15 protein-coding genes are annotated in these 13,336 nt (G+C 58.5%); 7 read left to right on the top strand and 8 right to left on the bottom strand.

Going from position 1 to position 13,336, the window contains the following annotated elements; translation table 11 throughout:
- Positions 1-8: 8 nt before the first annotated feature.
- From accA to ACR6A7_RS18815, 5 genes are all read left to right on the top strand, one after another.
- Positions 9-965: an acetyl-CoA carboxylase carboxyl transferase subunit alpha gene (accA, locus tag ACR6A7_RS18835; protein WP_033749600.1), complete on the top strand. Its 957-nt coding sequence runs from the start codon at positions 9-11 to the stop codon at positions 963-965.
- 147 nt (positions 966-1,112) lie between these two features.
- Positions 1,113-3,251, top strand: a complete 2,139-nt coding sequence (locus ACR6A7_RS18830) for a lysine decarboxylase LdcC (protein WP_434126790.1) — start codon at positions 1,113-1,115, stop codon at positions 3,249-3,251.
- An 88-nt stretch (positions 3,252-3,339) separates the two neighbouring features.
- On the top strand, positions 3,340-3,729 hold the full coding sequence (locus tag ACR6A7_RS18825) for a VOC family protein (protein WP_033749603.1): 390 nt from the start codon (positions 3,340-3,342) through the stop codon (positions 3,727-3,729).
- A 50-nt stretch (positions 3,730-3,779) separates the two neighbouring features.
- Positions 3,780-5,099 (top strand): tRNA lysidine(34) synthetase TilS, encoded by a 1,320-nt coding sequence (gene tilS, locus ACR6A7_RS18820; protein ID WP_434126789.1) that lies wholly within the window; start codon positions 3,780-3,782, stop codon positions 5,097-5,099.
- Positions 5,096-5,404 (top strand): c-type cytochrome, encoded by a 309-nt coding sequence (locus ACR6A7_RS18815; RefSeq protein ID WP_434126787.1) that lies wholly within the window; start codon positions 5,096-5,098, stop codon positions 5,402-5,404. Before tilS ends, ACR6A7_RS18815 begins: the two co-directional genes overlap by 4 nt.
- Positions 5,405-5,441: 37 nt before the next feature.
- Here ACR6A7_RS18815 and rof read toward each other — a convergent pair whose 3' ends face one another.
- Positions 5,442-5,702, bottom strand: a complete 261-nt coding sequence (gene rof, locus ACR6A7_RS18810; RefSeq protein ID WP_033749607.1) for a Rho-binding antiterminator — start codon at positions 5,700-5,702, stop codon at positions 5,442-5,444.
- On the bottom strand, positions 5,689-5,889 hold the full coding sequence (locus ACR6A7_RS18805; protein WP_434126864.1) for a YaeP family protein: 201 nt from the start codon (positions 5,887-5,889) through the stop codon (positions 5,689-5,691). Before ACR6A7_RS18805 ends, rof begins: the two co-directional genes overlap by 14 nt.
- A gap of 208 nt (positions 5,890-6,097) precedes the next feature.
- On the opposite strand from ACR6A7_RS18805, the gene arfB reads away from it, so the two are divergent.
- On the top strand, positions 6,098-6,508 hold the full coding sequence (gene arfB, locus ACR6A7_RS18800; protein WP_434126786.1) for an alternative ribosome rescue aminoacyl-tRNA hydrolase ArfB: 411 nt from the start codon (positions 6,098-6,100) through the stop codon (positions 6,506-6,508).
- Between the two features lie 34 nt (positions 6,509-6,542).
- Here the strand turns inward: arfB and proS are convergent, their stop codons facing one another.
- From proS to metN, 6 genes are all read right to left on the bottom strand, one after another.
- Positions 6,543-8,261, bottom strand: coding sequence for a proline--tRNA ligase (gene proS / locus ACR6A7_RS18795; protein WP_434126785.1), 1,719 nt, complete (start codon positions 8,259-8,261; stop codon positions 6,543-6,545).
- Between the two features lie 69 nt (positions 8,262-8,330).
- Entirely contained in the window at positions 8,331-9,059 is a 729-nt protein-coding gene (gene tsaA / locus ACR6A7_RS18790; protein WP_434126784.1) for a tRNA (N6-threonylcarbamoyladenosine(37)-N6)-methyltransferase TrmO, read from the bottom strand.
- Complete coding sequence (gene rcsF / locus ACR6A7_RS18785) at positions 9,056-9,451, bottom strand: Rcs stress response system protein RcsF (protein WP_434126782.1); 396 nt, start codon at positions 9,449-9,451, stop codon at positions 9,056-9,058. The genes tsaA and rcsF overlap by 4 nt, the downstream gene beginning before the upstream one ends.
- Before the next feature lie 132 nt (positions 9,452-9,583).
- Positions 9,584-10,399: a MetQ/NlpA family lipoprotein gene (locus ACR6A7_RS18780; RefSeq protein ID WP_311783028.1), complete on the bottom strand. Its 816-nt coding sequence runs from the start codon at positions 10,397-10,399 to the stop codon at positions 9,584-9,586.
- 37 nt (positions 10,400-10,436) lie between these two features.
- Positions 10,437-11,090 (bottom strand): methionine ABC transporter permease MetI, encoded by a 654-nt coding sequence (locus ACR6A7_RS18775; RefSeq protein WP_033749615.1) that lies wholly within the window; start codon positions 11,088-11,090, stop codon positions 10,437-10,439.
- Positions 11,083-12,114 carry a methionine ABC transporter ATP-binding protein MetN gene (gene metN / locus ACR6A7_RS18770; protein WP_434126781.1) on the bottom strand — a complete coding sequence of 344 codons (1,032 nt, stop codon included), beginning with the start codon at positions 12,112-12,114 and terminating at the stop codon, positions 11,083-11,085. The genes ACR6A7_RS18775 and metN overlap by 8 nt, the downstream gene beginning before the upstream one ends.
- Positions 12,115-12,314: 200 nt before the next feature.
- On the opposite strand from metN, the gene gmhB reads away from it, so the two are divergent.
- On the top strand, positions 12,315-12,875 hold the full coding sequence (gene gmhB, locus ACR6A7_RS18765; RefSeq protein WP_434126779.1) for a D-glycero-beta-D-manno-heptose 1,7-bisphosphate 7-phosphatase: 561 nt from the start codon (positions 12,315-12,317) through the stop codon (positions 12,873-12,875).
- Positions 12,876-13,336: the final 461 nt, after the last annotated feature.

The raw sequence follows: 13,336 nt of genomic DNA, 5'->3' as shown, positions 1-13,336 counted from the left end.
GGAACATTATGAGTCTTAATTACCTGGATTTTGAACAGCCTATCGCGGAACTTGAAGCGAAAATTGATTCGCTTACGTCGATTGGTCGTCAGGATGATAAACACATTAATCTGGACGAAGAGGTGCAGCGCCTGCGCGAAAAGAGCGTTGAGCTGACCCGTAAAATCTTCGCCGATTTGGGCGCATGGCAGGTCGCGCAGCTGGCGCGTCATCCGCTGCGTCCTTATACGCTTGACTACGTTCGCAACGCTTTTGACGACTTTGACGAGCTGGCAGGCGATCGCGCCTACGCCGACGACAAAGCGATTGTCGGCGGTATTGCCCGTCTCGACGGCCGCCCGGTCATGATCATTGGTCATCAAAAAGGTCGCGAAACCAAAGAGAAAATTCGCCGCAACTTTGGTATGCCAGCGCCGGAAGGCTACCGCAAAGCGCTGCGCCTGATGGAAATGGCCGAGCGCTTCAAAATGCCGCTGATCACCTTTATCGACACGCCGGGCGCCTATCCGGGCGTGGGCGCGGAAGAGCGCGGTCAGTCTGAGGCCATTGCCCGCAACCTGCGCGAAATGTCCGGCCTGAAAATTCCGGTTATCTGCACCGTGATTGGCGAAGGCGGCTCAGGCGGCGCGCTGGCGATCGGCGTGGGCGACAAAGTCAATATGCTGCAGTACAGCACCTATTCAGTGATCTCGCCGGAAGGTTGCGCCTCGATTCTGTGGAAAAGCGCGGATAAAGCCCCGCTGGCGGCAGAGGCGATGGGCATCACGGCTAACCGTCTGAAAGAGCTGAAGCTGATTGACTCAATTATCCCTGAACCGCTGGGCGGCGCGCATCGTCAGCCGGTGGATATGGCGCTGTCGCTGAAAAACCAGCTGCTGGCCGATCTGGCCGATCTCGACACCCTGAGCACCGAAGAGCTGCTCGATCGTCGCTATCAGCGTCTGATGAGCTACGGCTACGCTTAAGGGCGTAGCGCGGTGAAAAAGCGGACTTCGGTCCGCTTTTTTTATGCCTTTGATTTACCGATCGACAGCAGAGAGGAGCATTCCGACAGCACCTGACCGCCATCCTTCGCTATGCTTAGCCCTGCCACACTAAAAGGGAGGTGCGCATTGAATATTCTGGCGATCATGGGTTCACACGGCATGTTCTACAAAGACGAGCCGCTGCGCGAACTCAATACCGCGCTGACGCAGCGGGGGTTTCAGCTGATTTATCCGACGAACATCGACGATCTGCTGAAGCTGGTAGAGCACAACCCGCGCATCTGCGGCGTGATCTTTGACTGGGACGCGCACAACAGTCCGGCGCTCTGTGCCGATATCAATCAGCTCAATGAATACCTGCCGCTCTACGCCTTTATCAACACCCATTCGCAGATGGATGTCAGCATCAACGAGATGCGCATGGCGCTGCACTTCTTTGAATATGCGCTGAGCGCCGCGGACGATATCGCGCTGCATATTCGCCAGTACACCGACGACTATATCGACCAGATAACCCCGCCGCTGACCAAAGCGCTCTTCACCTACGTGAAAGAGGGTAAGTACACCTTCTGCACGCCCGGCCATATGGGCGGCACCGCTTTTCAAAAAAGCCCGGTCGGCAGCCTCTTTTACGATTTTTTCGGCGCCAATACCCTGAAGGCGGATATCTCTATTTCCGTGACCGAGCTCGGTTCGCTGCTCGATCATACCGGCCCACATCTGGAGGCCGAAGAGTATGTTGCCAGGACTTTTGGCGCCGAGCAGAGCTATATGGTGACCAACGGCACCTCGACCTCAAATAAAATCGTCGGCATGTATGCGGCGCCGAGCGGCAGCACGGTATTGATTGACCGCAACTGCCATAAGTCACTGACGCATTTGCTGATGATGAGCGACATTGTGCCGATCTGGCTAAAGCCGACGCGCAACGCGCTGGGCATTCTCGGCGGCATCCCTAAGCGGGAGTTCACCCGCGCCAGCATTGAGGAGAAGGTGGCGAATACCGCGCGCGCCAGCTGGCCGGTGCACGCCGTGATCACCAACTCCACCTACGACGGCCTGCTCTATAACACCCGGTACATCAAGGAGACGCTGGAGGTGCCGTCGATTCATTTCGATTCCGCCTGGGTGCCCTATACCAATTTCCATCCTGTCTATGCCGGCAAAAGCGGCATGAGCGGCGAGCGTACGCCTGGCAAAGTGATCTATGAGACCCAGTCGACACACAAGCTGCTGGCGGCCTTCTCGCAGGCGTCGCTGATCCATATTAAAGGCGATTACGACGAGCACACCTTCAACGAAGCCTACATGATGCACACCACCACATCGCCCAACTATGCGATTGTGTCGTCGATTGAAACGGCGGCGGCAATGCTGCGCGGCAATCCCGGCAAGCGACTGATCAATCGTTCGGTCGAGCGCGCGCTGCATTTTCGCCGGGAGATCCAGCGCCTGCGGGAGGAGTCCGACAGCTGGTTCTTCGATATCTGGCAGCCGGAGCATATCGACGAGGCTGAATGCTGGCCGATCCAGCCGGGCGAAGAGGGATGGCACGGCTTTACCCAGGCGGACGCCGACCATATGTATCTCGATCCCATCAAGGTCACGATTCTGACGCCCGGCATGAGCGAGCTGGGCGAGATGGCGGAAGAGGGGATTCCGGCCGCGCTGGTGGCGAAATTTCTCGACCAGCGCGGCATTGTGGTAGAAAAAACCGGGCCCTATAACCTGCTGTTTCTGTTCAGCATCGGCATCGACAAGACCCGGGCGATGAGCGTGCTGCGCGGCCTGACCGAGTTCAAACGCGCCTACGATCTCAACCTGCGGGTGAAAAATATGCTGCCGGATCTTTATGCTGAAGATCCCGACTTCTACCGCCATATGCGCATCCAGACGCTGGCGCAGGGTATCCACCAGCTGATCCGTCAGCACGATCTGCCGCGCCTGATGCTCAAGGCATTCGACGTGCTGCCGGAAATGAAGATGACGCCGCATCAGGCTTTCCAGCGGCAGGTGCAAGGCAAAGTAGAGACGGTGGATCTGAAGCAGCTGGTGGGACGCGTCTCCGCCAATATGATCCTGCCCTATCCGCCGGGCGTGCCGCTGGTGATGCCAGGGGAGATGATCACCGAAGAGAGCCGCGCGGTGCTCGACTTTCTGCTGATGCTCTGCACTATCGGGCGCCACTATCCCGGCTTTGAGACCGATATTCACGGCGCGACGCTGACGGAAGAGGGCGATTATCGCGTTCGGGTGCTGAAATAATGGAAAATGGCAGCGGCTTCAGACAATTGCGCATTGCAAGCCGCCGCCGCACGTCTCAGGATAAACAAAACAGTCAGGGAGTCTTTTCATGTTGCAGTTATCTTCTGTTCACCATATCGCCATCATCGCCACCGATTATGCGCGCAGTAAGGCCTTTTACTGCGATGTGCTCGGCTTCAGCCTGATGGGCGAGGTTTACCGCGAAGCGCGCGATTCGTGGAAAGGTGACCTGGCGCTGAACGGCCAGTACACCATTGAGCTTTTCTCCTTTCCTTCACCGCCGGCGCGCGTCAGTCATCCTGAAGCCTGCGGCCTGCGTCACCTGGCCTTTACCGTGCCGGACGTGGGTGCAGCGGTCGCGACGCTGGCGGAAAAAGGCGTAGTGTGCGAACCGATCCGCATCGACGATCTGACCGGCAAGCAGTGCACCTTCTTTGCCGATCCAGATGGTTTGCCGCTGGAGCTCTATCAGGCGTAAAATAGCGCGCGCAAGGGCCGCACCCGGCGGCCCTGATTCTGGAACGCGTCATGCCTTTGTCTCATCTCGCTTCGCTGTTGCCTGACGATGCCGCGCTGGCGGTGGCGTTTAGCGGCGGTCTCGACTCTACCGTTCTGCTGCATCAGCTGGTTAGCTGGCAACAGACGCATCCACAAGCGCGCCTGCGCGCGCTGCATGTCCACCACGGATTAAGCCCTAACGCCGACAGCTGGGCCGCGCACTGCGTGGCGATCTGTGAAGCCTGGCAGCTACGCTGCGAGGTGCTGCGCGTGCAGGTTGACGCGCGCGAGCAGGGCGTTGAGGGCGCAGCGCGCGCGGCGCGCTATCAGGCGCTGACGACGGCGATGCAGCCTGATGAGTGGCTGCTGACCGCGCAGCATCTCGACGACCAGTGCGAAACGCTGCTGCTGGCGCTGAAGCGCGGCAGCGGACCGGCCGGGCTGGCGGCGATGCCGGTGCGGCATCAGCGCCATGGCCGTGTGCTGCTGCGTCCGCTGCTCGGGCAGTCGCGTCAGCAGCTGGAAGCCTACGCGCAGCAGCATCAGCTGCGCTGGGTCGACGATGAAAGCAATCTGGACGCGCGCTACGATCGCAATTTCCTGCGCCAGCATCTGCTGCCGACGCTGCAGGCGCGCTGGCCGCACTTCGCCGCCGCGTGCGCGCGCAGCGCGGCGCTGTGCGGCGAGCAGGAACAGCTGCTGGACGAACTGCTGGCGGAGCAGCTGGCCGCTCTGCTGCATCCAGACGGCAGCCTGCATTTTCCACCGCTTTTACAGATGAGCGAGACGCGCGCGAACGCACTGCTGCGGCGCTGGATCGCCCGGCAGGAGGCGCCGATGGTGTCGCGCGCCGCGCTGACGCGCCTGCGCCACGAGGTGATGCTGAGCCGAGAAGACGCGCAGCCGCGTTTGCGCTTTGGCGAGGCGGAGGCGCGCCGCTATCGCGAGCGGCTCTACTGGGTGCCGCGCTGCGCGTCGCTAAAGGATCGGCTGCTGCTCTGGTCCGATCGGCGCGCGCCGCTGGTGCTGCCGCAGCGGCTCGGCGTGCTGCATGCCCACCGTGCGCCCTCGGCGCTGCGCCAGCCCGAGGCGGACGAAGAGGTGAGCGTACGTTTTCATGCGCAGGGCTATTTTCATCTGGCGGGCCGGGCCGGCGGCCGCGAAATCAAAAAGCTGTGGCAGGAGCTGGCGATCCCGCCGTGGCAGCGCGAACGTATTCCGCTGATCTACTACAATCAGACGCTTGTCTGCGCGCCCGGTCTGTTTGTCACCCGGGAAGGCGCCGCCGTCGACGACAGCGGCTGGCAGGCGATCTGGCAACATAATGAGCGTGCTGGAGAGCAACTATGAAAAAATTACTGGCCGCCTTGCTGCTGGCCGCGGCGCTGCCGACGCTGGCCGACGGCGACATCAACGCGGGGGCGCAGAAGTCGGCCGCCTGCGCCGCCTGCCATGGCGCGCAGGGAAAAAGCAGCATGCCGCTCTATCCCAACCTGGCGGGACAGAACGCCGCTTACCTCAACCATGCGCTGCAGGCCTATAAAAAGGGCGAGCGCAGCGGCGGGCAGGCGGAAGTCATGAAGGCCTTTGTGGCTGGATTAAGCGATGAGGATATGGCGGATCTGTCGGCTTACTATGGGTCGCTGAAACCTTAGGAAAGAGGGCGGGAGTATCCCGCCCGAGGCGCTGTCGCTACTCTTCGCTGACGACAACGGTGCCCAGCTCAGGATGGCTGAAGCTGGCGATGTGATCGAGGCGCAACTCGCGCGTTTCGCCGGAGAGATCGATAGAAAGGTATTCAACGTTTTTACGTGAAACCATATCTGTCGCTTTCGCCTTCAGCGCCTCCCCGTTTTTCAGGGTCAGCTCAAGCGTCCAGCGTTTCGTGCAGGCGAGTTCCAGGTTGTCGTAATCATCGCAGTTGATGGGTCTATAAGCTTCATTCGTCAACATAGTCGCTCACCAGTAAGTTTGCAGCGGCATAGGCTGCCTGTTCCCTGACAGAAGAGTTTAGCGCAGAATTTGCGGCAATATCATCGAGTGCCTTTAAAACGCATCCGAGTGCATCGGGCACATATCCCAGTTCGCCGCTGCCGATCTCGGCATACTTCTGACGAACCAATTCACAATATTTTTGCACTTTCACCTCCTCAGCAGAGCAAGAATACTCTGGTTGCCTGAGGAACTATATCACAGGCATTTCCTGGATTTCAGCCAGAGCAAAGCAGGATCGCCGCGTCGAAAGCGGCTAAAGTGACAGAATCCGCTGGCTACGCGCCATAAACAGCAAGCACAAAAGGTTAAGTTGATGAACAGGTTAAACGAGGCGACATTGTCTCAGGTGACAGATGATTAAAGTTTCACGTACGGTCGAGCTGCCCGACGGCGAGATTGAGCTAAGCGCCATTCGCGCCCAGGGGGCCGGTGGGCAGCATGTGAATAAAACCAGCACCGCGATTCATCTGCGTTTCGATATCGCCGCCTCCTCGCTGCCGCCGTTTTACAAGCAGCGCATGCTGGCGGCGAAACACCATCTGATTACGCCGGAAGGCATGGTAATTATCAAAGCGCAGGAGTATCGCAGTCAGGAGATGAATCGCGAGGCGGCGGTGCAGCGACTGATCAATTTGATTCAGGAGCTGACGCGGGTAGAAAAGGTGCGGCGCGCTACGCGACCGACGCGCGCGTCGAAAGAGCGGCGGCTGGAAGGCAAAGCGCGGCGCAGTTCGACCAAATCGATGCGGGGAAAAGTGCTGTAATAAAACGCCCCCGAGAACGGGGGCGGGAAGGATCTTACTTGTTAAGCGCTTTCAGCAGGAAGTCGACGATGTCGCTCTGCTTGATCATCTCTTTCTCGCCGGCGCGGCGCGCTTTGTACTCAATCTCTTCGTTGTCGAGATTGCGGTCGCCGATGACGATCGTGTGCGGCACGCCAATCAGCTCCATATCGGCGAACATCACGCCCGGACGCTCTTTACGGTCGTCGAGGATCACTTCGACGCCTTTGGCGCGCAGGGTATGGTAGAGCTCTTCCGCCAGCTCTTTCACGCGGAAAGATTTGTGCATGTTCATCGGCAGAATCGCAACGTCGAACGGCGCCAGCGCCGCAGGCCAGATAATGCCGCGCTCGTCGTGGTTCTGCTCGATTGCCGCCGCGACGACGCGCGTAATGCCGATACCGTAGCAGCCCATGGTCAACACCTGATTGCGGCCATCTTCGCCCTGAACCGACGCTTTCATCGCTTCCGAGTATTTGGTGCCGAGCTGGAAAATATGGCCGACTTCGATGCCGCGTTTGATCTGCAGCGTGCCTTTGCCATCCGGGCTCGGATCGCCTTCTACCACGTTGCGGATATCGGCCACGATCGCCTGCGGCAGATCGCGCTCCCAGTTAATCCCGACATAGTGCTTGCCATCGACGTTGGCGCCGGCGCAGAAGTCGCTCATCTTGTCGACGCTGCGATCGGCAATAATCGGCATCGCCAGACCCACCGGGCCAAGCGAGCCGGGACCTGCGCCCACGGCGGCACGAATCTCTTCTTCGGTGGCGAACGTCAGCGGCGAGGCGACGATGTCGAGCTTCTCCGCTTTAATCTCGTTCAGCTCGTGATCGCCGCGCACCAGCAGCGCAACCAGCGTATGGCCGCTCTCTTCGCTCGCTTTCACCATCAGCGTCTTCAGGGTTTTCTCGATCGGCAGCTGGAACTGTTCCACCAGCTCGGCGATCGTTTTCGCATTCGGCGTGTCGATCTGCGCCAGCGCCTGAGTCGGCTGCGGGCGATCGCCAGCCGGCGCCACCGCTTCGGCCATTTCGATATTGGCAGCGTAGTCCGAGTCGGTTGAGAAGATCACATCATCTTCACCGCTCTGCGCCAGCACCTGGAATTCATGCGACGCGCTGCCGCCGATAGAGCCGGTGTCCGCCTGAACCGCGCGGAAGTCGAGGCCCATACGACTAAAGCTGTTGCAGTAGGCGCGGTACATTGCGTCGTAGGTTTCCTGCAGCGACTCCTGCGAAATATGGAAGGAGTAGGCGTCTTTCATGATGAACTCGCGCGAGCGCATCACGCCAAAGCGCGGACGCACTTCATCGCGGAATTTGGTCTGGATCTGATAGAGGTTCAGCGGCAGCTGCTTATAGGAGCTGAGCTCGTTACGAATCAGATCGGTAATCACTTCTTCATGCGTCGGACCGAGCACGAACGGGCGCTCGTGGCGATCGGCGACGCGCAGCAGTTCCGGGCCGTACTGTTCCCAGCGACCGCTCTCCTGCCACAAATCAGCAGGCTGAACCACCGGCATAGAGATCTCAATCGCGCCCGCGTTGTTCATCTCTTCGCGCACGATGTTTTCGACTTTTTTCAGCACGCGTAAACCGGTCGGCAGCCAGGTATAGAGACCTGAAGCCAGTTTGCGGATCATCCCGGCACGCAGCATCAGCTGGTGGCTGATCACTTCCGCGTCGGAGGGCGTCTCCTTAAGGGTGGAGAGCAAATATTGAGTAGTACGCATTGATTAAGGTTCCAGTTGAACGGAGAGTCACTGACAAAAGTTTTGTTGGCGGCTAGTGTACCAGCGAGATCACGGGCTCAAAAGCGCGTTTTCGCGCGGGTCGATACCGGTCACCTCGGTGCCGCTTTCATCGACGCGCCAGCGCACATTGAAATCGAGCAGCCAGACGGCATATTCGCGCGACGCTGCTTCGCCTTTGCGATAGGCGGGACGCGGATCCTGCGCCAGCACGTCGCGGATAAAACGCGCCAGATGGGGATAGCGCTGCTGCTGCTGCGCCAGCTGCTGCTGCGCCTGCGGCGAGAAGCGCACCGGCATATCGGCCACGGGCGCCGCCTGCGCGAAACCGGCCCGGGCCTGCGGCAGCGCCTCGGCGAAGGGGAGGTAAGGCTTGATATCCACCACCGGCGTGCCGTCCACCAGGTCCAGGCTGCCGAGCTGCAGGATCACCTGATTCTTCTCGCAGCGTATGGCTTTCAGCTCAACCAGCGACATGCCGACAGGGTTCGGGCGAAAGGTTGAGCGCGTCGCGAACACACCCATGCGGGCATTGCCGCCCAGGCGCGGCGGGCGCACCGTGGGCCGCCAGCCGCCTGCCATCGTCTGATGAAACACGAACAGTACCCAGAGATGGCTGAAACTCTCCAGGCCGCGTACCGCCTCCGGCTGGTTATAGGGCGCCATCAGATGCAGCTCGCCGTGACCGTCCTGCACCAGGCCAGGCTGGCGCGGAACGGCGAATTTCTCTTTCCACGGCGAACGGATCACGCCGATCTGCTCGAAGGCGAAAGCGCTCATTGATTCACTTTCAGCGCAGAGCCCTGACAGATCGCCTGACGGTAGCAGCCCGGCGTGCTGCTGACGATTTCACACTTATGCAGCAGAACGGCATTGGCTTTCAGGTAAGAGGCTTTAATCTGCAGACGCTTGCGCGCGGTGGCGATATTCGGCGGTGAATCCTGGCGGCTGCTCTGGCAGTCATCGCCAGCGACTTCGCCCAGATCGCGAAACGGCTTGCTGACCAAATCGGCGGCGTCGGTATAGACTTTGACCGGCGCAGGACGCGGCGCGGGCTTGCGCGCGGGCTCGCGGGAGGGCTGCGAATGAGCGGGTGCGCTGCTTATCGGGTGGTATTCGTGAACGCACCCGGTCAGCATCAATGCTAACAAGCAGAGCGGAAATAAACGCATGGCAACATCCTCAAGGTTGTAAAAAGTGGCGTTATTGAAACAAGGACCCGGCGAAATAACAAGTCGCGCCGGATGCGGCGCAAAAGAAAGGGCGGCTATGCGCCGCCCTGGTCAGAAGTGTCAGGAAAGGAATTACCAGCCTTTCACTGCGCCGCCGTTAAAGATCTTGTTCGCGGCCTCTGCGACTTCGTCAGACTGATAGGCCTGAACAAATTTTTTCACGTTTTCAGCATCTTTGTTATCTTCGCGGCTAACGATCAGGTTCACGTACGGCGAATCTTTATCTTCAACGAAGATGCCGTCTTTAGCTGGCGTCAGGCCAATCTGGCTGGCGTAGGTGGTGTTGATTACCGCCAGCGCGATCTGCTGATCGTCCAGCGAACGCGGCAGCTGAGGCGCTTCCAGCTCGACGATCTTCAGGTTTTTCGGATTTTCGACGATATCCAGCGAGGTCGGCAGCAGGCCGACGCCATCCTTCAGCTTGATCAGGCCCACTTTCTGCAGCAGCAGCAGGGAGCGACCAAGGTTGGTCGGATCGTTAGGGATAGCGACCTGCGCGCCGTTCTGCAGCTCATCCAGCGATTTGATTTTTTTCGAATAGCCGGCGATGGGATAAACGAAGGAGTTGCCGACCGGCACCAGCTTGTAGCCGCGGTCTTTGATTTGCTGATCCAGATAAGGTTTGTGCTGGAAGGCGTTGACGTCGATATCGCCTTTGCTCAGCGCTTCGTTCGGCAGCACGTAGTCGTTAAAGGTCACCAGCTCGACGTCGAGACCATATTTATCCTTCGCGACTTTCTGCGCCGCTTCGGCGACCTGCTGCTCTGCGCCGACAATCACGCCCACTTTGATGTGGTTCGGATCTTTGGCTTTTTGATCGCATCCTGCCAGCGCAATCGCGCCAATCAGTGCACCCACAGCGGCAATCTTTTTGAATGTAAAAGTCATATCTCTTCCTTAATGGAGACGTAATGATATTGCTGACTTATTTATGGGACACGGCACGCACGATGCGGTCGCCACAAAACTGAATTAAATACACCAGAACGACCAGTAACACGAGCACCGTATTCATCACTGTCGCGTTATAGCCGATATAGCCGTACTGATAGCCAATCTGTCCCAGCCCGCCCGCGCCGACGGCACCGCCCATGGCGGAGTAGCCGACCAGCGTAATCAGCGTGATGGTCGCGGCGTTCACCAGGCCCGGCAGCGCCTCCGGCAGCAGCACCTTGCGCACGATTTGCAGCGGCGTAGCACCCATGGCGCGTGACGCTTCGATCAGTCCGGTCGGCAGCTCAAGCAGCGCGTTCTCGACCATACGTGCGATAAAAGGCGCAGCGCCGACGGTCAGCGGCACGATAGCCGCCTGCAGGCCGATAGAGGTGCCGACGATGGCGCGAGTAAAGGGAATCATCCAGACCAGCAGGATAATAAAGGGAATAGAGCGGAAAATGTTCACCAGCGCAGAGAGGATGCGATAGAGCGTCCGGTTTTCCCGAATCTGTCCTGGACGGGTGACGTAGAGCAGCACACCGACCGGCAGACCCAGTACAAAGCCAAAGAAGCCGGAGACAAAGGTCATCATCAGCGTTTCCCAGACGCCGCGCGCCAGTAAAGCCATCATCGCCTCAGACATAACCCAGTACCTCTACTTTCACATGATTTTCCTGCAGCCACGCGATAGCGGCGTTGGCATCGCTTTCAGCGCCGTCCATCTCGGCCAGCATAATGCCGAACTTCACGCCGCCGGCGTAATCCATCTGCGCGCTGATAATGTTGTTATTGACGTTGAAGCGGCGTGCGGCTTCAGAGAGCAGCGGTGCATCGACCGATTTGCCGGTAAACTCAAGACGCAGCAGCGGCACGCGCTCGGCAGCAGGCTGCGACACCATGCGCTGCTGATAATCCTCCGGGATATCGAGGTGCAGCGTCGACTGGATAAACTGCTGCGCCAGCGGCGTTTTCGGATGAGAGAAAACTTCGCTAACGCTGTCTTTTTCGATCAGCTCGCCCTGGCTGATGACTGCGACCTGATCGCAGATACGCTTCACCACATCCATCTCGTGCGTAATCAGAAGAATAGTCAGGCCCAGGCGACGGTTGATATCTTTCAATAGCTCGAGGATAGCGCGGGTGGTAGCGGGATCGAGCGCGCTGGTGGCTTCATCGCACAGCAGCACTTTGGGATTGCTGGCCAGCGCGCGGGCGATGGCGACGCGCTGTTTCTGTCCGCCGGAGAGGTTGGCGGGCCAGGCGTCATGCTTATCGGCCAGGCCGACCAGCTCCAGCAGTTCCGTCACGCGCTGTTTAATCGCTTCGCGCGAGAGGCTGCCCAGCTCAAGCGGCAGCGCCACGTTGCCGAAGACGGTACGTGAGTTCATCAAGTTAAAGTGCTGGAAGATCATGCCGATTTGACGGCGCGCCTGAGTCAGCTGACGTTCGCTCAGGGCGGTTAGCTCCTGGCCGTCGACCAGTACGCGCCCTGACGTTGGGCGCTCCAGCAGGTTAACGCAGCGGATAAGGGTACTTTTACCGGCGCCGGACGAGCCGATAACGCCATAGATCTCTCCTGCAGGCACATGCAGGCTAACATCCGAGAGCGCCTGAATGGTGCGTGAACCTTGCTGGAACACTTTGGTAATATTTTCGAGTTTAATCATTAGGTTATTTATTATCGTCTTGCGTTGTCCGTGGTGTGGAACCTTTCGCGCTGAATGCCGGTGCGAAAGCTGAACGGATGGTAAGGCATCCAGACGTCTAAATCAATCAAAGTCATCTCATCTGCCATTCTCTCTTTTATTGCAATCATGCAATACTAGGCGGCAATTTTAGTAGCATCTTTAGTAGCAGGAGTTTCTCAGTGGCGAATAAAGTCCCGGCTGTATTTCTCGATCGTGATGGCACCCTGAACGTGGATCACGGCTATGTTCATGAAATCGACAACTTCCAGTTTATCGACGGCGCCATCGAGGCGCTGCAGGAGTTGAAGAAGATGGGATTCGCGCTGGTGCTGATCACCAATCAGTCCGGCATCGCCCGCGGTATGTTCAGCGAAGAGCAGTTCATGCAGCTAACGGAGTGGATGGACTGGTCGCTGGCGGACCGCGATGTCGATCTCGACGGCATCTATTTCTGTCCGCATCTGCCGGACGCGCCGGTGGAAGCCTATCGTCAGGCGTGTGACTGCCGCAAGCCGCACCCTGGCATGCTGCTCTCAGCACAGAAGCATCTCAATATCGACATGGCGGCTTCCTATATGGTGGGTGACAAAACGGAAGATGTGCTGGCGGGCAAAGCGGCGGGCGTAGGCACAAATGTGCTGGTGCGCAGCGGCAAAACCGTCACGGCGGAAGGGGAAGCGGCCGCAGACTGGGTGCTGAATAGCATCGCCGAGCTGCCTCAGGCGATTAAAAAGCGCTAAAAACGCGCGTTTTGCGCAATAATCAGACGAACGACACAAAACTTTAAAAAAGGCGCTTGCGCTCTCTGAACGACTCCCTATAATGCGCCTCCATCGACACGGCACAACGGCTTACGGAATGCAGTGTTGAGGTGATGAAAGTCACCGTCGGTCAGAGCGAAAATAAACGCTTGACTGACGCAGAGAGTAGCGTAATATACGCCACCTCGCAGCAGCAGGCTCGGCCGCTGACTGCACCGCTCTTTAACAATTTATCAGACAATCTGTGTGGGCACTCGAGAGCAGATATCAAAAGCCTCCGGGCTTAAAAAATATCAAGCCTCACGAGTGGACACATAATGACATTCATTATGACGTTTTACAGATGAGCACCGCTTAACTTGTTTAAGCAAATCAAACTTAAATTGAAGAGTTTGATCATGGCTCAGATTGAACGCTGGCGGCAGGCCTAACACATGCAA

Origin of the sequence: Pantoea phyllosphaerae (assembly GCF_051025595.1) — a bacterium.
GTDB lineage: Bacteria > Pseudomonadota > Gammaproteobacteria > Enterobacterales > Enterobacteriaceae > Pantoea.
This window is presented reverse-complemented; position numbering and strand designations above follow the sequence as displayed.